The organism is Sphingobacterium sp. UBA7625 (assembly GCF_002484085.1).
Classification (GTDB): Bacteria; Bacteroidota; Bacteroidia; order Sphingobacteriales; family Sphingobacteriaceae; genus Sphingobacterium; species Sphingobacterium athyrii.
In genome coordinates this window covers 21,727-45,166 of the sequence record NZ_DLJD01000006.1, presented here as the reverse complement: position 1 = coordinate 45,166, position 23,440 = coordinate 21,727, and the positions used below count along the sequence as shown (strand labels likewise).

Sequence of the window (23,440 nt, the reverse complement as noted above, 5' to 3'; positions counted from 1 at the left end):
ATGAATAAGTAGAAATTAAAAGACAAAATCTCAATACTAGAAAATGATACAATTAAAACATTTATTCAAGTGGTATAATGTAGGTGGTACACGCTCATTTGTGCTCAAAGATGTCAGTTTAGATATAGCAGAAGGTGATTTCATCTCCATCATGGGGCCTTCGGGTTCAGGAAAATCCACCCTGTTGAATATCATCGGTATGCTGGACGAACCCGATGAAGGTGAATATATCTTTATGGATGAAAATGTATTGGAGATGAAAGCAAAAAAACGGACGCAACTGTACCAATCTCATATTGGATACGTATTTCAAGCTTACCATTTATTGGATGAATTGACGGTATATGAAAATATAGAAACACCATTGATCTATAAAGACATTTCCGGCAAAGAGCGAAAAGCCATTGTAGCCGATATGCTTGACCGTTTTGGCATTGTCGGAAAGAAAGATCTGTTTCCGGCTCAGCTATCCGGTGGACAGCAACAGATTGTCGGCATCGCACGCGCATTGGCCGGCTCTCCAAAACTCTTGTTGGCCGATGAACCTACGGGTAACCTCAATTCCAAGCAAGGCGAAGAGATCATGGAGCTGTTCAAACAATTGAATGATGACGGTGTCACGATCATACAAGTTACCCACTCCGAAAAAAATGCGGAGTACGGCAAAAGAATTGTCAATATGCTGGATGGGCAGCTCAAATAATTGTATGCCAATTTAACCTGAATAATCCCTACTTGGTACATGAATTACTGTAGGGATTTTTTTGTATCCATTTCTCAATTCATTTTTTTAACTTCGTTATGATGAATGAGAGCGCGCTGAAATCGTTAATATTCCTGTTGGACGATACCGATCAACAGGTTATTCAGGAAGTGGAACATCAATTGAAAAGCCAAGGTCCTGAAATTGTCCCTTATTTGGAGAAATTCTGGGAATCCAGCTTCGACCCAAGGGTACAGGGGCGGCTGGAAAACATTATCCATGAAATTCAGTTTGAGCAGACCAAAAATGAGCTACAGATCTGGAATCTGAGCAATTCCTTCAATCTGTTAGAGGGACTTATCATCCTCAATAATTATCAGTACCCATCTTATGAAGACCATAAAATCGTGTTGAAGATCGAAGATCTGAAAACAGAGGTGTGGCGCGGGCTACAATACGATATGAGTCCCCTGGAGAAGGTAAACCTATTGAATCACGTGCTATTTGGCTCCTTCGGTTTAGCTGGCAATACAAAAGATTATCACCATCCACAAAACTCTTATATCGGTCAGGTTTTGGACACGAAACAGGGAAACCCACTGACCTTATCCTGTATCTATAGCATTATTGCGCAAAAGCTGGATATCCCGATCTATGGGATTAACCTGCCCAAGCATTTTATCTTGGCTTACATGGATTCGGATGAGGAAGGAAATGAACATGTTTTGTTTTACATCAATGCATTTAACCGGGGGCAGATCATGCAAAAAAGTGATGTGAATTCGTTCCTGAAGCAGTTGAACTTAGGTCCTGAGCGAGAGTTTACTTATCCATGCGACAATGTGACAATCATGAAGCGTGCCTTACGAAATCTGCTCTCGGCCTATGAAGCCAATGAAAGTGTAGGCAAGCAACAGGAAATCAGAGAACTGTTCGAATTGCTTGCCTGATATATAAATTGACAAACTAGAAATCAGTTCTTTCTCTGGCATCCAAAAAGATATAATTTGGTATCAGTGTCCCATAATTTTTTGTCATCTCGGGTGTTGCATTCCCTTGATCCTTCAATTCAAAACGCGAGATTTTTCTTGTAGTCAAATCGGAGACGTAAAAGAATTTACCATTTTCAGTACGATCATCAATGGCTATTCCCCAAGGTGCCCTCAACCCCGTATTTGTGCCACCGATTACATAATCAGGTGAGACGGCTTCTTTGGTACTCCCACTAAATAACTCCTTCGGATTCTTAAAGAATAACACCTCTTCTCCCGCGGTAACCGCCAATAACGCCTTATTTGGTGCGTAAGACACGGCTCCCAAGCCTGTTTTTCCCTGTATATAGACTTTCATCGCCGGGGAGAAAGTATTCGAATTAACAATGGTATCCCGCGCTCTGTCGATCAGTTCCCGCTTAAGATTTGTATAAACAGCAAAACCGCTACCCTTATTAGCACCATCCTCATCAAACCCGACCAACAACAATTTTTCATTGGGATCACTCGTGTTACTTTGTAAGAGCGTCACTGATGTCGGAACAATATTCCCCAAACTGATCTGTTTATCGATAATTTTGGAACCGCCTGTCGATCCGCCTTTTCCTTCCGGACGGCTTACCGCATATAACATATTATTGTTTGTCACTGCAAGTAGAAAATTGGTCAGAACAGATCCCGAATTACCATTTTGTTGCGCATAGGTATAATAAGCCAGTCCTTTGACGTTCGCAAAGCCCGTATAGCCAATAGCACTTGCATTTCCCGGAATCCCGTAAACGTCGTCCAGTGCAATACGCTGGATAAAGGTATCCTGCGCGACGGTCCCTGAACTCGCCTGAAAAATTGATTTTGCATTAGGGTCAAAGATGACTGGCCCCCCGCCTTTTGCAGGAGAAAGATACTGATAGATATTATCCAAGCTATTGGTATCAGCAGGGTCCACAATAAAGAGATTTTTAATCGAAGAATTATTCGCCTGATAATTCTGAAAAGAAATATACAATCTTGAAATAAGTGTTGCCTCTCCACGCTCAGGTTCATCATCTAATTTTTTACAGGAAGCAACGCCTATTAAACTGGCGAACAATACAATAACACAGGTTCGAAATGAAAATTTCATATATTTTTTATTATAAATAGCTTATTGCGTCAAACATACAAATCTACTAATATATGCAGAATATCAATGAATTTATATGATTCTTTTGGACATATAGTACGGGAACTCAAACGGAAATATTTGTCATTCCGCTACTTTTTGATTAAAATTGCCTTTGTTTTTGATATCATATACATTATGGAAAAGAAGGAATTTGTACGGGAGAAGTTGGCATTACCGGGAGAAGGCAAGAAATTGCTTTTACACTCCTGCTGTGCACCCTGTTCCGGAGAAGTCATGGAAGCGTTGATTGCTTCAGATATCGATTTTACGATTTATTTCTACAATCCCAATATTCATCCACGCAAGGAATACGATCTGCGCAAAGATGAAAATATCCGGTTTGCCGAAAAACACAATATCCCTTTTATTGATGCGGATTACGATGTGGACCATTGGTTTGACCTGGCTAAAGGCATGGAACAGGAGCCTGAACGGGGGATCCGTTGCACCATGTGCTTTGATATGCGTTTCGAGAAAACAGCAGAATATGCGGCGGCTAATGGCTTTGATGTGATCTCAAGTTCATTAGGTATTTCCCGCTGGAAAAACATGGAACAGATCAACGACTGTGGCCTACGTGCAGCCTCACGTCATGAAGGTATGGAGTACTGGACATTCAACTGGCGCAAGAAAGGTGGTTCGGCACGGATGCTTGAAGTGTCCAAAAAAGAGAAATTCTACATGCAGGAATACTGCGGTTGTGCCTATTCGCTACGTGACACCAACAAATGGCGCATGGCAAATGGACGCGAAAAAATAGAGTTAGGTAAAAATTATTATGAATAAGTCGTGCCATGCGTATATATAAAGCGTTCGACCGGAATATTTAAAAAAATATTTCGATCCTAATGATTTTATACATACCTTTGCAGGCTCAAATGCAAGATTGTGAAACATCTAAAACAATACAGAATTCCCTTTTCGGGACTCAACGCTGGAAAGCACAATTTTGAATTTGACATAAATAAAAAGTTCTTTGACTGCTACGAACATTCGATTGTAAAAGATGGCAATCTGAAAGCAGAAGTTGAATTGCAAAAACAGGAAAACCTGTTGATTTTGCATTTTGATATCCAAGGCGAGATCCAATTGACTTGTGATACCTGCTTGAAAGAGTTTATGTCACCGATTTCAATTCAAGAACGGATATTGGTCAAATTCACGGATGAAGATTGGACAGACAACACGGAAGAAGTGTTGATCTTATCAAAAAGCGACCATGAGTTGGATATAGCTGAGTTATTGTACGAATACATTAATTTAGCTGTTCCCTATATCGTGAAATGTGAGGAGCAGGGAGAGGGCATAGCATGCGATCCTGAAATGCTGGCTTTGTTTACAAGCGAACCGGATGCAGAGGAGCAAAAAGAAGAAGAAATTATCGACCCACGTTGGGAAGCATTGAGAAATATTAAAAATAACTAAAACAAAAATACGAGATGGCACATCCAAAACGTAAAACTTCTAAATCAAGAAGAGACAAAAGAAGAACACATTATAAAGCTGAAGCTCCTAGCTTGACAGTATGTAAAGAAACTGGCGCAGTTCATTTACCACACCGTGCATACACTGTAGACGGAAACTTGTACTACAACGGTAAATTGATCATTGAAAATACAGCTGTTGTCTAAGGTAAACCTTTCATAACACCAAAACATCCCAAACAAGCAATATTTTAGAAATTTGCTTTATTTTGGGATGTTTTTTGCGTATTATTGATTTACTAAATAATAACGGATGAAGATTGGTTTAGATATTTTAGGAGGAGATTATGCTCCTAAAGCAACGATAACAGGTGCGATTGAAGCACAAAAACAGCTTACTGGAGACCAAAAAATAGTCCTTTTTGGTAAAACTGAAGAGACGAAGCAATTAATCGATCAAGCCGGAGGAAATTCATCTGACTTTGAATATGTAGAAGCTCCAGAAGTCATTGCAATGGGCGAACATCCAACCAAAGCGATAACTCAAAAACCCAACTCAAGTATTGCAAAGGGATTTGAATATTTAAAAAACAAAGAAATCGACTCATTCGCATCCGCTGGTAACACCGGAGCCATGCTTGTGGGATCGATGTTCAGCGTAAAAGCTATTCCAGGCGTATTGCGCCCAGCCATAGCATCAATTGTTCCAAAATTGAAATCAGGATTCGGACTCTTACTGGATGTCGGCGCAAACGCAGACTGTAAACCGGAGATGCTGAATCAATTTGCAATGTTGGGCAGCCTCTTTGCCGAGCATGTATTCAATGTATCCAATCCTAAAGTCGGATTATTGAACATCGGAGAAGAAGAAGAAAAAGGAAACATCCTGACAACCTCTACCTACCCCCTACTTAAAGCCAACGACAAGATTAACTTTATCGGAAATGCAGAAGGCCGCGACCTGTTCAGTGACCATGCCGACGTATACGTCTGCGATGGATTTACGGGCAATGTGGTCTTAAAACTTGCAGAATCATTTTATGTAGTGACCCTGAAAAAAGGTTTTAAAGATGATTTCTTCGATCGATTCAACTACGAGCAGTACGGCGGTAGTCCAATCTTAGGAGTCAACGCTCCTGTCATTATTGGTCATGGTATTTCAACACCGGAGGCCATTAAAAATATGGTTTTATTTTCAAGAGATATGATCGAGTCTAAATTCATTGACAGCATCAGATCTATTTTCAATTAAGTATTTATGTCAAAGATTCATGCCGCAATTACGGCTGTAAATGGTTACGTTCCGGATTACATCCTCACCAACAAAGAGTTGGAAACAATGGTCGATACCAACGACGAGTGGATTGTATCACGAACAGGAATCAAAGAAAGACGCATCTTAAAGGGTGAAGGGCTTGCTACATCAGATCTTGCTGTACCTGCCGTTCAGGGTTTATTGAAAAAGAGAGGAATAGAAGCGACGGATATCGATTTAATTATCTTCTGTACCAGTACACCAGACATGTTGTTTCCGGCCACAGCAAATATTCTGGCCGATAAAATCGGAGCGACAAATGCGTGGGGATTCGATCTTCAGGCAGCTTGTTCAGGCTTCTTGTTCGGTCTAAATACCGGAACACAGTTTATCACCGCAGGCACACACAAAAAAGTGCTTGTCGTCGGTGCAGATAAAATGTCATCGGTCATCAATTATCAGGACCGCAATACCTGTATCCTTTTTGGTGATGGCTGCGGTTGTGTGTTATTGGAACCGAATGAGGAAGGATTGGGTATACAGGATGCGATTTTGAAAACTGATGGTTCCGGTGGCCAGTACCTCAATATTAAAGGTGGTGGTTCATTAAATCCAGCCTCACATGCTACTGTTGACGCAGGATTACATTATGCGTACCAAGAAGGCCGTACAGTATTCAAATTTGCTGTGACCAATATGGCGGACGTAGCGCATGAAGTGATGGAAAAAAACAACTTGAAATCAGAAGATATCGCCTGGTTGGTACCCCATCAGGCCAATAAACGTATCATTGATGCAACGGCCGAACGTGTAGGTCTTCCAGACGAAAAAGTGATGGTAAACATCCAAAAATACGGCAATACCACCAGTGGGACAATCCCACTATGCTTATGGGAATGGGAATCTCAATTGAAAAAAGGAGATAACCTGATCCTTGCCGCTTTCGGCGGTGGTTTCACCTGGGGATCCATCTATTTAAAATGGGCGTATTAATTGTCCATTTTATGGTATAATTTATTACTTTTGACAGTTAGAATTTTTTAAGAAACAAACAAAACCTAGAATACTATGGGTATGGATATCAAACAAATTCAGGACTTGATTAAATTCGTTTCAAAATCAGGTGTGAATGAAGTCTCGATTGAAGAGCAAGATTTTAAAATTACAATAAAAACAAATCAAGAGCCTACGTATGTAACAGCTACTGTTCCGGCTGTAGCCCCTGTGGCGGCAGCTCCAGTTGCACAAGCAGCAGCTCCAGCGCCGGTGGCTACTCCTGCTGCTCCAGCTGCTAGCAATGACGCAAACTTGATTACCGTTAAATCACCTATGATCGGTACATTTTATCGTTCAGCTGGTCCGGGTAAACCATCTTTCGTTAATATTGGCGATGATATCAATACAGGTTCTGTATTGTGTATTATTGAAGCAATGAAATTGTTCAACGAAATCGAATCTGAAGTTTCTGGTAAAATCGTTAAGATTTTGGTAGAAGATGCTCAACCTGTTGAGTATGATCAACCATTATTCTTAGTAGAGCCTAAGTAATTTACGAACGTAAATGAATACTATGTAGCCTCAAAAGGGCTACATTTTTGTAAACTTCATAATTCAAGAAAATGTTTAAAAAAATATTAATTGCAAATAGAGGAGAAATCGCCCTGCGCATTATCCGTACCTGCCGTGAGATGGGTATCAAAAGTGTTGCAGTATATTCGACCGCAGATAGAGATAGCTTACACGTACGCTTTGCTGATGAAGCGGTTTGTATTGGCCCTCCACCGAGTAAAGATTCTTACTTAAACATTCCTAATATTATTTCTGCGGCTGAATTGACAAATGCAGATGCAATTCACCCAGGATATGGTTTCTTGTCTGAGAACGCACGTTTTTCGGCAATCTGTGCAGAGTATGGCATCAAATTTATCGGTGCTACTGCTGAACAAATTGAGAAAATGGGCGACAAGTCCCGTGCGAAGGACACCATGAAGCAAGCTGGCGTACCTACTGTACCCGGATCAGATGGTTTGATCTCAAACGTAAAAGAAGGCATCAAACTAGCCAATGAAATAGGTTATCCTGTTATTATTAAAGCTACGGCCGGTGGTGGTGGCCGTGGTATGCGTATCATCTGGAAAGACGAAGAGTTCGAACCAGCTTGGGATTCTGCCCGTGTAGAATCTGCAGCTGCTTTTGGTAACGATGGTATCTACCTTGAGAAATATGTTGAGGAACCCCGTCACATTGAATTCCAGATCGTAGGCGACCAATTTGGTACAGTGTGTCACTTATCAGAACGTGACTGCTCGATCCAACGTCGTCACCAAAAATTGATCGAGGAATCTCCTTCACCGTTTATGACGCCTGAATTAAGGGCTGAAATGGGTGAAGCGGCTGTCAAAGGTGCAAAAGCTGTAAACTATGAGGGTGCAGGTACAATCGAGTTCTTGGTTGACAAACACCGCAACTTCTACTTTATGGAAATGAATACACGTATTCAGGTAGAGCATCCCGTAACCGAAGAAGTGATCAACTTCGACCTGATTAAAGAGCAGATCAAAGTTGCGGCAGGAATTCCGATCTCCGGAAAGAATTATGAACCGGAAATGCACGCGATCGAGTGTCGTATCAATGCGGAAGATCCGTTTAATAACTTCCGTCCTTCACCGGGCAAAATCACGAATTTTCACTCTCCGGGAGGTCATGGTGTACGCGTAGATACACATGTTTACTCTGGCTATACTATTCCGCCAAACTATGACTCCATGATCGCTAAATTGATCTGTGTTGCACAAACACGTGAAGAAGCAATCTGTACCATGGAGCGTGCATTGAGCGAATTCGTAATCGAAGGTGTCAAAACTACCATTCCTCTGCACCTGAGATTGATGCGCGACCCTAACTTTAGAGCGGGCAATTTCACGACAAAATTCATGGAAACATTTGACCTAACTGAATATCCTGTAGAAGATTAAATAAAATTGTCTTTACATACATAAAAAATACCATTCTTTACAATAAGAATGGTATTTTTGTTTCCAAACAATTTTTATGAGTACACCAAATTCGAAAGATTTAATACAAGCTATCAAAAATAAGGGGAAGAATATAGAAGCAGAAATGTCTTTCTTTGACCATCTTGAGGTCTTGAGATGGCATTTGGTTCGTTCAGCTATTGCAATCTGTATCTTTGCCGGTATCGCGTTTACATTTTATGACTTTGTATTCAACGATATTATCATGGGTCCCAAGAATCTCGATTTTTGGACTTATCGCATGATGTGCAAAGCCGCAGATGCATTTAATCTAGCCGACTTCTGTGTCAAGAAAATACCTTTTAACATTATCAATACGGAATTAGCAGGGCAATTTATGCTCCAGATCAACTCCTGTCTTTTGATGGCTTTGATGATGGGTTTTCCCTATCTTTTATTCGAAATTTGGCTATTCGTAAAACCAGCATTGACAGATGTTGAAAGACGTTCTGCACGTGGATTTGTGTTTTACTCTTCCATGTTGTTTCTTTTAGGGGCACTTTTCGGATACTATATTGTTGTACCATTATCCATTAACTTTTTGGCGAACGTGTCCTTAAGTGACGAGATCGTGAATCAGATTACCATCGACAATTATCTGTCTACGATCGCTACGTTGACATTAGGTTGTGGGATTGTTTTCCTGCTTCCGATCCTGGTATTTATTCTGTCCAAGATAGGTATTATGACACCTGAATTTATGCGTGCCAGCCGTCGCTATGCCACTGTAATTATTTTGGTCATCGCAGCGGTCATCACACCTTCTGCGGATATCATCACCATGTTGACTGTTGCTGCACCGATGTTCTTATTGTATGAAGTCAGTATCATGGTCTCAGCAGATGTCAAAAGAAAAAAATTAGCACTAGAAAAATAAAATAACAATAGAAATGAGCAGCGTAAAGAAAATTGCGATTGGAAGTGACCATGCAGGTTTTGAGTACAAAACGGCATTAGTTGGTTTTTTGAATGAACTGGGCTATGAAGTTCAGGACTTTGGAACAAACTCGCCAGATTCAGTGGATTACCCAGATTTTGCACATCCCGTCGCATCCGCAGTGGAAAACAAAGAAGCTGATGCTGGTGTGCTAATTTGCGGCAGTGCAAACGGTGTTGCGATCACGGCCAATAAACATCAGAATATCCGTGCCGCAATCTGTTGGCTGGAAGAAATTGCCGCATTGGCACGCCAACACAACGACGCGAATGTCGTATGTGTGCCGGCACGTTTTATCGACCTTGATTTAGCTAAAAAGATCGTATCAACTTTTATGACAACCGATTTTGAAGGTGGCCGTCATGCCAACCGTGTCAATAAAATAGCTTGCGACTGTTAATAAATTAACATATTTTAAGAAGCGGATGAAAGGTAAACTATACTTTTCATCCGCTTTTTTAGTTATATTGTGTAGAAGTAAGGTAGGTGGGAACCATAAAAAACAAAGTAATAGATACAGCTTAAGGTCTAGGCTTACAGTACCAAAGACCGCTGCATTGAACACCAAAAGAATAAAATAAACAATGAAGAAAATACATAACCTGATCTGGATAGCATTTGCTGCGATGAGCTGTGCTCAGGCACAGGATGTCAGTAGCAAATATGCCAGCGAAATCACCGTAGAATCTACACAAAAGCATTTGCGGACACTCGCTTCCGTGGACTTCGAAGGAAGAGGAACAGGACAAAAAGGCGGGCAGCTGGCTGCAGATTATATAGCAAACGAGTTCAAGAAATACGGGCTTTCAGCCCCAGTAAATGGGTCCTACTTCCAACCTTTACGGCTCATACACAATAGTTTTAAAGTCAAGCACTTTAGCATCAATGACCGACCATTCTTAAATGGAAAAGATATCTTTGTCATCGGCAACAACGAGGATAAACTCTTTGAAAGCAATGAGATTATCTTCATTGGTTATGGGATCGATGATCCAAAGTATTCCGACATCAGCGGTTTAGACCTGACCAATAAAGTTGTCTTATTATTGAATGAAGGTGAGCCTACGGATGACAAAGGAAATTCATGGATCACCGGAAAAAAAACACTGTCTGACTGGTCGACAAGCAGAAATAAAAAAATAAAGGAAATTCTCAAGAAGAAACCAAAGTTGGTGCTGGCTGTCAACAGTCAGCTTTCACAACTGCTTGAAGATGCGGGAGACCGTGCTACCGAAGGCCGCTATAACCTGGCCATAGATCAGCCGGCACCCGAAAAATCCCCCATGATCCCCGTTGTCAATATTACCGATCACGCAGCGAATTATATCTTCAATCTGGCACGTACAAATCTCGCGGCTGTAGTTGGTAAAATCAACCGTTCCGGACAGGCAAATTCCTTCGCGATCAGTACAAACCTTAAAGCTGAGTTCGGCACAAATGCAAAACCTTTAGCCGACCCAAATATCCTGGGATATTTAGAAGGAACCGACAAAAAAGATGAAATTGTCGTCATTGGCGGGCATTATGATCACGACGGCAAAGATTCCAAAGGAAACATCTTCTTCGGTGCAGATGACAATGCATCCGGAACAACGGCTGTACTTGAGCTCGCACGTAGCTTTTCCCGCGCAAAAGCCGCAGGCAATGGCCCAAGGCGCAGTATTCTATTTATTACTTATGCAGCTGAAGAAAAAGGTTTACTCGGTTCTAAATTTTATACCGAAAACCCAGTTTTTCCATTGGCAAATACCGTAGCCTGTATCAACATTGATATGATCGGGCGTGTTGATGACAAACATCTTAAAGGAAATCATGATTATATTCATGCGATCGGTTCAGACAAACTAAGCTCTGAACTCTACCAGATCAATAAAGATGAAAATGACAAAAACACCAAGCTGGAGATAGATTACATGTATGACAATCCAAAGGATCCAATGCGTCTTTATTACCGTTCTGACCATTATAACTTTGCAAAGAAAGGCATACCATCCATCTTCTATTTTTCGGGTCTTCATCCCGACTACCATACACCCGCGGATACCTATGACAAAATCGACTTCCCGCTGATGGTCAAACGGGAAAAATTGGTCTTTTTTACGGCATGGCAGATCGCCAATAGAGAAAACCGTCTGGCAATAGACAGCAACAAAGAGTAAAAATAGTTTTCGCTATAATAAAAAAAGGTCGGGTAAAAGCAGTTTACCTGACCTTTTTTTATTACACAAGCCCACCTATTCCGCTAGCAGATAAATTATGCCTTTAGTGTTAAACTCTGTTAAAACATAGCCATAATACCAACTCCTATTTTTTGTTTCACCTACTACTTAGTATAATTGTACTAAATAATTGTACTAAGCCAATAGCCAAAATAACCTTTATGAAAATACTGTTTATTTTCTACTTTCTGCTTCTTTTTACCATTCCCGCTTTATCTCAAACAAAAGGGAAAGCAAACGGAACAATACTATCGCAAGCAGGTGAGCCACTTGAAAAAGCAACAGTCACGGTGCTTGCTCCCAAGGACTCCGCTGTCATCTCGTATTTACTGACAGATGCCAAGGGAAACTTCGAGTTTTTTCGGCTACCGGCCGAAACCAGGCTTATTTTAATTATATCACATATCAATGCCTCCCCTTACAGCCAAGATTTTAGTATTCACAATGGGTCACATAATTTTGGGCAATTAAAGCTCGCGGCTAAAAGCCTGGATGAAGTTGTGGTCAATGTTCTCCCTCCCGTCCGGATGAACAAAGACACATTGGAATATAATACAAGCTTCTTTAAAACGAGGCCCAATGCCAATGTAGAAGAACTAATTAAACAGCTCCCCGGATTACAGGTCAATATGGACGGGACCATCTACTATCAGGGAAAAGAAGTGTCAAAAGTCAAAGTCAATGACAAAGATTTCTTTTCCACGGATGTACGCATCGCTACACGAAATCTGGATGCTTCTTTAATAAAAACAGTACAGGTATATCGTGACAAAGGTGAATCTAAGATCAATGTCGAAGATGAAGACAGGCTCCCAATTACGATCAATCTTAAAGTCAAGAAAGAGTTTTTAAAAGCGAGCTTCGGAAAAGCATATGGGAGTGCTGGCACCAGAGGGCATTACGAAGCAGGAGCACTGTTTAACACCTTTCGGGATACATTGCAATTGAGTTTTCTGGCATTTGGAAACAATGTCAATAGACAGAGTTTCGATTATAATGAATTAAACCAGCAAGGTGGATTGGGCCGAGCAGAAAGTTATGGTTTTGATAGCTTTGGCGGGCGAAATTACTCGGGGAAAGCAAATGATGTCGGTATCGGTTTCAATCTCAACAATGACTGGGGCAAAAAAACAAAACTTAACATCATGTATATGCTGAAGCATAACAACACCGAAAATGCTAACCAGTCCAGTAATATCTCAAAATTCGATTCCATCGAGCAATTCAATAACAGTAATTATGAGGAACGCAAAAAACGCTTAGGTCATGATCTGAAGTCCCTATTCCGACACCGACTGGATACAACCGCCTATCTTGAATTTAAACCGAGTATTAGGATCAATAGAGATCACAACGATTCGAAGTCCTTTTCAAAAACTGATACACAGCAAGATAGCATAAACAGATCACAAACAAGGGGAGATTCTAAGCAAGCCCAGTTCAACTATTCACATAATTTTTATATTGAAAAACAGTTCAACAAAAAGCATAGTCTTTCTTTTCGCAATGAAATCAATTACAGTAACAATGATGTGGATGGCACCAATGAACAACTGAGTGAGATCTACAACAACCCAAATCCAAGAACCCTCCTATGGACAAACGAAGGTTCGGTAACGAAGTCCCGTGCCATCAATTCGACGATCAGTTATTTCAACAAAACGGTGAAAAAGTTAGATTTCAATCTATTTTTTTCCCTCAATAAAAACAGCCGTTCGCAGACCGAAACTTTCTATTTTGATCGGAACAACAGCGGAAAGACTCATGGGAACGATCTTGAAAACAATTTTGATTACAACTACCAAGAATATGTCACTGGTCTTAAGCTCTATTGGAAACCTGTCAAAGATATGTTTATTGATATAGGAACCACCTATGCCATAAAGGATGATCATTTTAATCTCAAACAGCTCAACGAAGAGAAAAAGTTCAAAAATGGCTATTGGCTTCCTAATGTTTCCGTTCGTTACAAAAATCTGTCACTCAGTTGGCAGAAAAATATCCAATCGCCCGCCACAAATGGAATTCGCACGGTTGAAAACGACCTCAACCCATTACAAACCCGATTGAAGGCGTTTATTTTCGATAACATAGAAACCCAACAGGTAAGCTTATCTTTTTATGCATATAACGCGAAGATCCAATTCAATACCGGAGGAAATATTAACTACCAAGAACGCAGCATCGGCACTAGAAGCTGGCGTGATGCCAAAAATGGTCATTATACCGTTCAATCTTATTTAGCTGGTTCCAGGTATAATTCTTCTTTATATAGTTTCCTCCGATATAGTTTTAAAAGCGGCGAAAACTGGAATTTTTACCTTTCCCAGACCAGTACTGCTTATAATTTCGAAAATTACAGTACAATCAATGACATCGCCAATAAATCAAATAATGTGGGGATAGATCTATCGCAGGAATTTTCCATTACCTGGAGAAATCTGATCGGTATTCAACCCAAGTATACTTATAACAGGAATAAAAACTTAAATTCCGCCAAAAACCATCCCGACTTTGCTGAAACAGCTTATTCAACACATCAGATCGGCATGGGATTAAACATCAACCCTATTAAGGGCTTTTCGTTAGAGAGCACTTATTCATTGGATAATAGAGCAAGTGGATTAAATGGAAGAAAAAACTACCATATATTAAACGCTTCGATGTACTATACTTTTAAAAACAAGTCTCAAGTGAAGCTGACCGGCTTTGACATCCTGAATCAAAATACACAAAATTACTGGGGAAGTCAGGGAAACATGACTTATTTTGGAAGTTCAATGACCTTAAAACAGTATTTTATGCTCGGATATATCCACAAATTCAATATGATAAAAACCAAATGATGGGTCTATCTGGAAAAGTTTGATTTGACGACAAGCAGAAACATTTTACCTGTATTTATTGTTATCTTTAGGATAAAACACGTATAATTTATGGCTTTTGTAGATTACTATAAAGTGCTTGGCATTGATAAAACGGCTTCGGCAGACGATATCAAAAAAGCATATCGAAAACTAGCGCGTAAATATCATCCTGATGTCAACCCCAATGATAACGAGGCTAAACAACGGTTTCAGGAGATCAATGAAGCGAATGAAGTCTTATCCGATCCCGAGAAACGTAAAAAATATGACCAATATGGCGAACATTGGCAGCATGGAGAGGAGTACGAAAAAGCACAGCAGCAATACCGACAATCCCAATCTGGCGGTGGCAATCCTTTTGGGGCCGGCGGGAACCCATTTGGTGGCGGTGCGGGTTCCTATGAGTATACCGGAAATTTTGATGATGGTCAATTCTCGGATTTTTTCGAGCAGATGTTTGGCAGTCGACGCGGTGGCGGTAGGCAGAGTACTTTCCGCGGGCAGGACTTTAATGCCGAGCTAAGTTTAACGCTCCAACAGGCCTACACTACCCACCAACAAACCTTTAATATCAACGGCAAGAGTATCCGTATTACGATTCATGCGGGTGTTGAGGATGGACAGAAAATCAAATTAAAGGGCTATGGTAGCGAAGGAATCAATGGTGGCCCTAAAGGCGATTTATATATTACGATCAACATCACGCCGGATGCAAATTTCAAACGTCAGGGAAATGATCTGTACACCTCGCTGGATGTAGACCTCTATACGGCGATTTTAGGTGGCGAGGCAACACTCGATACCTTTGGCGGTAAGATCAAATTAAAGGTCAAACCCGAGAGTCAAAACGGTGCAAAAATGCGGCTCAAGGGCAAAGGTTTTCCGCTATACCGGAAAGAAGGTGAATTTGGAGACCTCTACGTAAGCCTAAACATCAAAATGCCCAGCAATCTTTCCGATGACGAAAAAGCGCTATTTCAACAATTGAAGGATTTAAAGCAATAATCTTATGGAAACGACACTCATAAAAGTGATAGACTTCTGTCAGTCGAGAAAGGTTGAAACAACTTTTCTACAGACCATGGAGGAATATGGACTCATTCATATTGTCATCCAGCAGGAAGAACAATATATCGACGAAGATGAACTCAAGAAACTGGAACGTTTCTCAAATCTATATTACGATCTTGAAGTAAATCCCCAGGGAATTCAGGTAGCCAATCATCTATTGGATAAGGTCGAACAACTGCAAAATGAAATCTTACTACTCAAAAATAAATTAAAAGCCCTGGATTATTAGTCCAGGGCTTTTATACCCGTCAATAAAATAGAATAATTAGAATACCACGTCCTTCTCGGTATTGATTTTGGTCTGCCAGACGATTTTATCCTGCAACGTTGTATAGAGAATTTCATAATCCCCTTTACAAACGACGAATGAGCCATAAAAATCTTTTGGCTTCATTAGCCGATAGACCACCAATGTACGCTTCCCTTCTACATTTCCGTATGCTTTCATCAGCATATATCCGGTCTTGTTAATCTTCTCCTCAGGAATCTTATAGTCCAGATGCGAGCGGCTCCCATCATCAGGGCATAAGATCTCCGTCCTGCTTGGCGTAAAAACATAACGGTCACGATACATAGCCACATTAGATAATACAATATCCTTCGCCCAGGCAATGTCATTGAAATCAGCCGGAAGCAGAAAGATCATGCTGACCATCTTTTCCTGCCAGAGCCTGTCATTGAACGGAATAACAAAATGCAACAGCTTTTGCCCTTTGAATTCATTTATGTTGTAGAAATACCGTCCTTCCTTGTTTTCTTCCCGCTGAAGGGCGGTCAAGTCCAGTAAATGATTTCTTTTGCCTTTGACATTCGGAAAATTGTTTATCACCGCAAGCATGTCATAACTATATTTCCCTTTCAGATGCCCGGTAAATAAGACCTTGTAAGCAGTATCCGGGTAATTTAGATGTTTGAGTACATTTTTGTATTTAGCAGTGACCTTACTCACATTGATCGGCCCACCATTGGATTGCCAGTTCTCTTCCTTTAAAATATCATCGCCTAAAAATACAGCCAGGTTTTTATCAATATTGATAAAATATTCGTCCCCTTCCACGGTATAGCCATTTGGTGCCACCTGATAGGATTTGCAGGAAACAAATGCAAAAATTAGCCACACAGTGATCAACAGAAGTAAGGGTTTCTCTTTTTTAAACATCCGGGCGGTCTTCTAAGATTTTAAATTCTGCATCTTTAATCCTTCCCAACGGTAAACATCATAAAAATCACCATTCACTTTCATTACCCTTAATGTCAACTCATATTGATTTCTAACAGGGCTGCCATCGAGAATACCGGGCTTCCATTTTGCTCCAGATCGCAACAGTCGGACTAACTCGTCACCAGCCTTCGCATTGGGCGTGCTGACAACTTTAAAATTATTCAGCTGACCATTTTTTTCGACAACAAATTGCACCACGACATTCCCATCTTTACCAGTTGAGTTTGGTGCGTAATTTTTCATCACATAATCACGTAAGGCAATCATCCCTCCGATAGGTTCTGATGTCACGTCTACACGCGTATAATTTTTTACATAACCACCATTCGGGGCAAATTTGTAGTAGAAGGCAGCTTTTGATTCAACAGGTTTGCCATCCTCCAGGGCAGGTTCCCATTTTGACTGCGACAATAATTTGGTCGCTTGATCAACAAACTGTTTGTCCAGATCCGTCCTGATTTTTAAAGACTTTATTGTACCATCGGGATTAATAATAAAGTAACTTTCAATCACGGGATCGAGGTCTTTATTGGATATTTTTCGCGGCATTTTAAAATTCTGGGCAAACCAGCTGCTTAAGCCATCAACGCCGAGCTTTGGTGTAGCAACCGCTTTTTTTGCTTTAGCCGGCGAGCTACCCTCTTGCATTGTATTTAAACGGATAGGTAAGGTGTAGGCTACACGTACTTTTCGACCGTTTTGTAGGCCGGGATTCCATTTTGCTGCACTTTTCATTAACTTCAATGCAGCTTCACCGGTACCATAGCCCAGATCTTTTTTGAGTTCAAAACTCGACAAGCTCCCATCCTGTTCCACAATGAAGGAAATTTCAATAATACCATTCACTGCGTTTTCCAATGCGGCTTTCGGATAGTCGTAATTGTTGCTAACCCACATCATAAATTGCCGCATGCCACCAACGGGTTCAGGAACAACTTCAACTTCGCTAAAAACAGCATCCTTCCGAGGGTTCGTTGTATCCTGCTGGATCAAGGCGTTGGCGCCCCCATCTGCATAAACATTGCTTCCTGCCACAGCTGGTGAAGGTTCAACAATCGCATTCCATTGCCTTCCCGGTGCTTGGTTCGCCGGGATCAACTCTTCAACAGGCCTAACTGATTCTTTTGATCCAGGTATCTCCAGCTGGTTAATGGAACTTTCCACATCGGTGACAAGATCCTTCGCTCGGCTTGTATTAAATACCAAGGTGGAAGCCGTCACCACCAATAGCATTGGTAAAATGGTTACATACAAAAGCTTATGTTTCTGTGTTGATTTATTCTTAAATAACATCATAATTCTTTTCTTTAAAAACGAATGATTAGAAAACTCATGCGTCAGCGGAAGATGATCCGTCTGCAGGGCATGAGCGACCAACATTTCGGCATAAGCCACCTTATCTGTCGAACAGATTTCGTCGGCTATACATTCGTGCTGGAACTTTAACTCCTTTTGAAAGAAATATAAAATCGGATTAAACCAGTTGAAAATTTTCAACAGCTCCATCAAAAGCAAATCGTAAGAGTGGCCCTGGTCGACATGAACACGCTCATGTAATTCGATACTACCACTGTCTTTAATAGACTCGCCAATGATGATTTTATTGAAAAATGAAAAACTTAGATAGTCCTGTTCGTGACGCAAAGCGCGAAATAACCACATCAGCCGAGCGATAAGGAAAACACAGGCAATCGCAACTCCTGTCCAATAGACATAAGTCATCATGTCTATCAGATAAATGGGCTGCTCCTGCGGGCGGCTAATGGCAATGTCCATATAGCCGCTCAGATCCACCATCGGTATGGAATACGCGATTATCTGGGCTTTCGGTATTTCAATAAAAATCCCAATGGGTGCCAGGAGCGAGAAAAATATCATCCCGATCAAATAAACCCGATTCCATTGAAAAAAGGTGAGTTTTCGAAAAATCAGCCTATAGAGCGCAAAGCTGATAATCAATGAAACATTGACAATCAATAAGTAAATCATAATCAAAAGTTTATAAGAGGTGGTTGTTGTTATTTGTTTTTTCGGATAATCGAAAGAATATCATCTAATTCTTTGACATCCAATTTATTCTCTTCCAGAAAATAAGAAAGCATACTTTTGGGAGAATTATCAAAATAATTATTCAACAACTTACCAGTGATTCCTTTTTTATATTCCTCTTTTGAAATCTTTGGCAAATACTGATGGCTTTTACCAAAAGACTCATGCGACACAAAACCCTTGGTTTCGAGAATACGCACTATCGTTGAAACTGTATTGTAAGCAGGTTTCGGTTCAGGTAGTCGGTCAATGATATCTTTGACAAAACCACGTTCCATTTCCCAAAGCTCCTGCATGATCTGTTCTTCTGCTTTAGTCAATTCTTTAAAATCTTCCATAACTCCTTTATATTAACAGTACTGTTGTAATCGATTACAATACAAGTATATAACTAAAGAAATAGTTTTACAACTATTTCTTTAGTTATATACATAAGTCACTGACTATAAATCAAATAAAATTAAACTAAATACTACTTTATAACAGACTAATCTTCAAAATTCCGTCTGCGTGAAGCTTTCAGCTGGGACTGTTGCTTCTTGCGGTCTAGCCTTTTTAACACACTGGAATAGGGTATTTTGGTTTTCTTTCTTGGTTTTATGGGTATAAGGGCATCCTTCACCAGGTGAAGAAAACGATCAATGGCAATTTCCTTGTTGCGTACCTGCGAGCGGTCTGTATCAGATTCCAGCTGCAAAATGCCTTCTTTATTTATGCGATTTGAGAGCTTTTCAGTCAGAATGGCCTTTTCCTCGGCGGATAAAACTGTCGACTGTTCCACATCCCATTGTAGGGTCACTTTAGAGGATACCTTATTGACATGTTGCCCCCCTGCCCCACCGGACCGTGAAAATTTAAACGTCAGCTCTGCTATTAATCCTGTTATATTCATTTGTTTTTAAATGCTTCTTCTATTTTTTCCATCTTCTTGAGCAGAAAGCCTAATTTTTCGACTTGGTCACGCTGCACTTCAACGAGTTCCTGCTCTTTGCGAATAATGAGATGGTCTATTTTTTCATGTAGTTCCCTGATTTCAAGTTCAGCTTTGAGGTTGACCATATAATCATTCCGTGCCCGCTCACGGTCTTTGGCCTCCTGCCTATTTTGGCTCATCATAATGACAGGTGCCTGTAGCGCGGCGACACAAGATAAGATGAGATTAAGCAAAATAAATGGATAAGGGTCAAAACCTTTATTATTTAGCCAATAGGTATTGAACGCAATCCAGATCAGCAAAAATACGACGAAAGAAATAATAAATGTCCAACTCCCGCCGAATTCGGCAACTTTATCCGCTACACGCTCTCCCACCGAGGTCGCGCCGCCTACATCACTGTCTATACCAGCACTAATGACTTTATTATCCTTAAAGCTCTGTATCACTTGTTGATCCAATTGACTGAGCTGTCCAGACTCATCCTTCAAAAATTCGGCAATATAGGCTTCCTTAAACCGCGTCAGTTCAGAGGCAGCAATGCACTTATCTTTCGCAAAACCCGGGTATTCCTTCCGGATCAATTTAAAAATAGGTTGTCGAATAGAAGCACCCCAAATACGCTGTTCGATAGGGAATTGCTGTCCTGAAATATCACTTGTAAAATTGTCCATATATCGCTTAAATGTCTACTTAAAGATAATGCTTTTTAAGTAATCAAAAAATTCACAAAACTATGGCAATTGGTTTTTGTTATTTTAGGCATAAATAGTCGAAATTTGCAGCACAAAAAATTAGTTATGAAATCATCAGGATTTATTCGCACACAGAAAAGGCGGTAAATCTGACGCTTCATCACCTTTAAAATAGAACCGAGTGCAGCGAGTTCATTTGTACCAATGAAAGCGAACACTAAATAAAAATTATATCAATGAAAATAGGCATTGTTTGTTATCCCACATTTGGTGGCAGTGGTGTTGTGGCAACGGAATTAGGAAAGGCTCTGGCGGCCAATGGACATGAGATCCATTTTATAACCTACCGACAACCTGCACGCCTAGATTTCTTTTCGGAAAACCTATACTATCACGAAGTAGCAGTATCCCAATATCCACTTTTTGACTTTTTACCTTACGAATCCGCCCTGGCCAGTAAACTGGTTGATGTTGTACGTTTTGAAAAGCTGGATCTGATCCATGTGCATTATGCAATTCCCCACGCTTCAGCTGCGTTCATGGCAAAGCAAATATTGCTGACGACCTATGGCATTAATATCCCTGTTGTGACCACTCTTCATGGCACAGATATTACGCTGGTTGGAAAGGATAAGAGCTTTAGCCCAGTCGTGACCTTTTCGATCAATCAGTCAGACGGTGTAACCGCCGTTTCACAAAATCTAAAAGATGAGACACTCCGATATTTTGATATCTCCAGAGATATTAAAGTGATTACCAACTTTATCGATCTCGATAGATTCAGTAATAGGGATCGCTCCCATTTCAAAAAAGCGATTGCTCCGGGCAACGAACGGATCCTGGTCCACACCTCGAATTTCAGAAAAGTCAAAAATACAGAAGACGTTATTCGTATATTTAAGAAAGTACATGATGTCATACCTTCCAAACTATTAATGGTAGGTGACGGGCCCGAACGCCGCAACGCGGAAGAATTATCCAGAGAATTGGATGTGTGTAAAGATGTTCGCTTTTTGGGCAAACAGGATGCCGTGGAAGAGATTTTATCTGTTTCCGATCTTTTCCTGATGCCTTCCAGTTCCGAAAGTTTTGGATTGGCCGCACTAGAAGCAATGGCCTGTCAGGTCCCGGTAGTTTCATCCAATACGGGTGGATTACCAGAGCTCAATGAAAATGGTGTCACAGGATTCCTCAGTAATGTGGGTGATGTAGATGATATGGCCAAGAATGCAATCTATATTTTAGAAGATGCAGAACGATTGGAAAAATTTAAAGAAGCGGCGTTAAATCATGCTAAAAAATTCCAATTGTCTAATATCATGCCGCTATACGAACAATATTACCAGGAAGTGATTGATCAAACGACAAAAGCGCAATAAATATCATTTTTGGCCTTAAGGGTTGAAAAAAAAATTTTATCTTTGACCTTTGGAAAATTTCCAAAAAAACAATTATGAAATACAAACGTATCTTATTAAAACTTAGCGGTGAATCCTTAATGGGTGACCAAAGCTATGGTATCGATATTAACCGTGTATCACAATACGCTAATGATATCAAAGAAATTCACGATCAAGGTCTAGAAATCGCAATTGTTATCGGCGGTGGTAACATTTACCGCGGTTTAAGCGCTGAAAAATCAGGGATGGACCGTGTTCAGGCAGACTACATGGGAATGCTTGCGACCGTCATCAACAGTATGGCACTTCAGGATGCACTTGAGAAAGTTGGGAAAAAGACACGTTTGCTAACGGCAATCAAAATGGAACAGATCTGCGAACCGTTTATTCGCAGAAGAGCGGTACGGCACCTGGAAAAGGGACGTATTGTTATTTTCGGAGCTGGTACCGGAAACCCATATTTCACAACCGATACGGCAGCGTCATTACGCGCGATTGAAATCAACGCCGATGCTGTATTAAAAGGAACACGTGTAGATGGTATCTATACCGCTGATCCGGAGAAAGATCCTAGTGCAACAAAATTTGAAGAGATCTCATTCACGGAAGTGTATGAAAAAGGGTTAAACGTAATGGATATGACCGCCTTTACCCTCTGTCAAGAAAATAAATTACCAATCATTGTATTTGACATGAACAAGCCGGGCAACTTATTGAAACTTGCAAACGGTGAACATGTCGGAACTGTGGTAAAATAATTAATATCTGTAAAAAACGTAATCTTATATGAACGAACTAATTTCAATTGAATTGGACGATTGTAAAGACAAGATGTCCAAAGCAGTTGCTCACACTGAGTCTGAATTAACAAAAATTCGCGCCGGTAAAGCTTCACCATCCATGTTAGATGGTATTTCAGTCGATTATTATGGTAGCGCTACTCCGCTTTCGCAAGTAGCCAACATCAATACTACTGATGCACGGACAATTGTCATCCAACCTTGGGAAAAATCGCTCATCAACGCAATTGAAAAAGCTATTACGGATGCTAACCTTGGCATCAATCCTCAAAATGATGGTATCGTAATCCGCTTAAATGTCCCTCCTTTGACTGAAGAAAGAAGACGTGACCTGGTGAAAAAAGTAAAAGAAGAGACTGAAAGAGGCCGTATCGCTATCCGTAATATTCGTAAGGATACAAATGAGTCCATCAAAAAACTAAAAAATGATGGCGCCTCAGAAGATGAAATCAAAACTGCTGAAGGTGAAGTCCAAAAATTGACTGATGCATACATTGTTAAAGTTGATAAATTGGCTGAACTGAAAGAAAAAGATATCATGACTGTTTAAGTTGCTATGCTTAAACAAATGAAAGGAGGATGTTCAAAAGATTGAACATCCTCCTTTCGTTTATGGGATTCGTATCCCGGCCTCCACTCTCATTAAATATTCAGCAGGCTCGACTTCACTTT

Annotated in this window: 24 protein-coding genes; 18 read left to right on the top strand and 6 right to left on the bottom strand. The window is 40.5% G+C overall.

The window, feature by feature from the left end; genetic code table 11:
• The first annotated feature begins 43 nt into the window (after positions 1 to 43).
• Positions 44 to 703: an ABC transporter ATP-binding protein gene (locus B4G94_RS03195; RefSeq protein WP_165305668.1), complete on the top strand. Its 660-nt coding sequence runs from the start codon at positions 44 to 46 to the stop codon at positions 701 to 703.
• 98 nt (positions 704 to 801) lie between these two features.
• Entirely contained in the window at positions 802 to 1,653 is an 852-nt protein-coding gene (locus tag B4G94_RS03190) for a transglutaminase-like domain-containing protein (RefSeq protein ID WP_313533326.1), read from the top strand.
• A 16-nt stretch (positions 1,654 to 1,669) separates the two neighbouring features.
• Here the strand turns inward: B4G94_RS03190 and B4G94_RS03185 are convergent, their stop codons facing one another.
• Positions 1,670 to 2,818, bottom strand: coding sequence for a hypothetical protein (locus B4G94_RS03185; RefSeq protein ID WP_286857112.1), 1,149 nt, complete (start codon positions 2,816 to 2,818; stop codon positions 1,670 to 1,672).
• Positions 2,819 to 2,995: 177 nt separating this feature from the next.
• On the opposite strand from B4G94_RS03185, the gene B4G94_RS03180 reads away from it, so the two are divergent.
• From B4G94_RS03180 to B4G94_RS03120, 13 genes are all read left to right on the top strand, one after another.
• The gene (locus B4G94_RS03180; protein ID WP_104385119.1) at positions 2,996 to 3,646 is read left to right on the top strand and encodes an epoxyqueuosine reductase QueH; all 651 of its coding nucleotides are present in this window, start codon (positions 2,996 to 2,998) and stop codon (positions 3,644 to 3,646) included.
• Positions 3,647 to 3,748: 102 nt separating this feature from the next.
• Entirely contained in the window at positions 3,749 to 4,285 is a 537-nt protein-coding gene (locus B4G94_RS03175) for a YceD family protein (protein WP_104384881.1), read from the top strand.
• A 14-nt stretch (positions 4,286 to 4,299) separates the two neighbouring features.
• Positions 4,300 to 4,491 carry a 50S ribosomal protein L32 gene (gene rpmF, locus B4G94_RS03170; protein ID WP_046672269.1) on the top strand — a complete coding sequence of 64 codons (192 nt, stop codon included), beginning with the start codon at positions 4,300 to 4,302 and terminating at the stop codon, positions 4,489 to 4,491.
• 106 nt (positions 4,492 to 4,597) lie between these two features.
• Positions 4,598 to 5,536: a phosphate acyltransferase PlsX gene (plsX, locus tag B4G94_RS03165; RefSeq protein WP_104384882.1), complete on the top strand. Its 939-nt coding sequence runs from the start codon at positions 4,598 to 4,600 to the stop codon at positions 5,534 to 5,536.
• A 6-nt stretch (positions 5,537 to 5,542) separates the two neighbouring features.
• On the top strand, positions 5,543 to 6,532 hold the full coding sequence (locus tag B4G94_RS03160) for a beta-ketoacyl-ACP synthase III (protein ID WP_104384883.1): 990 nt from the start codon (positions 5,543 to 5,545) through the stop codon (positions 6,530 to 6,532).
• Positions 6,533 to 6,607: 75 nt separating this feature from the next.
• The gene (gene accB, locus B4G94_RS03155; RefSeq protein ID WP_108635888.1) at positions 6,608 to 7,087 is read left to right on the top strand and encodes an acetyl-CoA carboxylase biotin carboxyl carrier protein; all 480 of its coding nucleotides are present in this window, start codon (positions 6,608 to 6,610) and stop codon (positions 7,085 to 7,087) included.
• A gap of 71 nt (positions 7,088 to 7,158) precedes the next feature.
• Entirely contained in the window at positions 7,159 to 8,514 is a 1,356-nt protein-coding gene (gene accC / locus B4G94_RS03150; protein ID WP_286857109.1) for an acetyl-CoA carboxylase biotin carboxylase subunit, read from the top strand.
• 76 nt (positions 8,515 to 8,590) lie between these two features.
• Positions 8,591 to 9,451 (top strand): twin-arginine translocase subunit TatC, encoded by an 861-nt coding sequence (tatC, locus tag B4G94_RS03145; protein WP_108635890.1) that lies wholly within the window; start codon positions 8,591 to 8,593, stop codon positions 9,449 to 9,451.
• A 13-nt stretch (positions 9,452 to 9,464) separates the two neighbouring features.
• Positions 9,465 to 9,911 (top strand): ribose 5-phosphate isomerase B, encoded by a 447-nt coding sequence (rpiB, locus tag B4G94_RS03140; RefSeq protein ID WP_108635891.1) that lies wholly within the window; start codon positions 9,465 to 9,467, stop codon positions 9,909 to 9,911.
• A gap of 184 nt (positions 9,912 to 10,095) precedes the next feature.
• Positions 10,096 to 11,670: a M28 family peptidase gene (locus tag B4G94_RS03135; protein ID WP_286857107.1), complete on the top strand. Its 1,575-nt coding sequence runs from the start codon at positions 10,096 to 10,098 to the stop codon at positions 11,668 to 11,670.
• A 221-nt stretch (positions 11,671 to 11,891) separates the two neighbouring features.
• A complete protein-coding gene (locus tag B4G94_RS03130; protein WP_286857106.1) occupies positions 11,892 to 14,576 on the top strand; it encodes a hypothetical protein in 2,685 nt (894 codons plus the stop codon).
• A 90-nt stretch (positions 14,577 to 14,666) separates the two neighbouring features.
• Positions 14,667 to 15,602 (top strand): DnaJ C-terminal domain-containing protein, encoded by a 936-nt coding sequence (locus B4G94_RS03125; RefSeq protein ID WP_108635894.1) that lies wholly within the window; start codon positions 14,667 to 14,669, stop codon positions 15,600 to 15,602.
• A 4-nt stretch (positions 15,603 to 15,606) separates the two neighbouring features.
• A complete protein-coding gene (locus B4G94_RS03120) occupies positions 15,607 to 15,897 on the top strand; it encodes a chaperone modulator CbpM (RefSeq protein ID WP_108635895.1) in 291 nt (96 codons plus the stop codon).
• 36 nt (positions 15,898 to 15,933) lie between these two features.
• On the opposite strand, the gene B4G94_RS03115 is transcribed toward B4G94_RS03120, so the two are convergent.
• The 5 genes from B4G94_RS03115 to B4G94_RS03095 form a co-directional block, all read right to left on the bottom strand.
• Complete coding sequence (locus tag B4G94_RS03115) at positions 15,934 to 16,827, bottom strand: hypothetical protein (protein WP_286857104.1); 894 nt, start codon at positions 16,825 to 16,827, stop codon at positions 15,934 to 15,936.
• 12 nt (positions 16,828 to 16,839) lie between these two features.
• Positions 16,840 to 18,879 (bottom strand): energy transducer TonB, encoded by a 2,040-nt coding sequence (locus B4G94_RS03110; RefSeq protein ID WP_286857103.1) that lies wholly within the window; start codon positions 18,877 to 18,879, stop codon positions 16,840 to 16,842.
• Positions 18,880 to 18,908: 29 nt separating this feature from the next.
• Positions 18,909 to 19,277, bottom strand: a complete 369-nt coding sequence (locus B4G94_RS03105; protein WP_108635898.1) for a BlaI/MecI/CopY family transcriptional regulator — start codon at positions 19,275 to 19,277, stop codon at positions 18,909 to 18,911.
• A 149-nt stretch (positions 19,278 to 19,426) separates the two neighbouring features.
• Positions 19,427 to 19,831 (bottom strand): alternative ribosome rescue aminoacyl-tRNA hydrolase ArfB, encoded by a 405-nt coding sequence (gene arfB / locus B4G94_RS03100; RefSeq protein WP_286857101.1) that lies wholly within the window; start codon positions 19,829 to 19,831, stop codon positions 19,427 to 19,429.
• Entirely contained in the window at positions 19,828 to 20,547 is a 720-nt protein-coding gene (locus B4G94_RS03095) for a DUF1003 domain-containing protein (RefSeq protein ID WP_286857100.1), read from the bottom strand. Before B4G94_RS03095 ends, arfB begins: the two co-directional genes overlap by 4 nt.
• Positions 20,548 to 20,804: 257 nt before the next feature.
• Here B4G94_RS03095 and bshA point away from each other — a divergent pair, with 257 nt between their 5' ends.
• The 3 genes from bshA (at position 20,805) to frr (ending at position 23,318) form a co-directional block, all read left to right on the top strand.
• Positions 20,805 to 21,947, top strand: coding sequence for an N-acetyl-alpha-D-glucosaminyl L-malate synthase BshA (bshA, locus tag B4G94_RS03090; protein WP_108635901.1), 1,143 nt, complete (start codon positions 20,805 to 20,807; stop codon positions 21,945 to 21,947).
• A gap of 74 nt (positions 21,948 to 22,021) precedes the next feature.
• A complete protein-coding gene (gene pyrH, locus B4G94_RS03085; protein ID WP_075991132.1) occupies positions 22,022 to 22,726 on the top strand; it encodes a UMP kinase in 705 nt (234 codons plus the stop codon).
• 28 nt (positions 22,727 to 22,754) lie between these two features.
• The gene (gene frr, locus B4G94_RS03080; protein WP_104384897.1) at positions 22,755 to 23,318 is read left to right on the top strand and encodes a ribosome recycling factor; all 564 of its coding nucleotides are present in this window, start codon (positions 22,755 to 22,757) and stop codon (positions 23,316 to 23,318) included.
• The last annotated feature ends 122 nt before the right edge of the window (positions 23,319 to 23,440 follow it).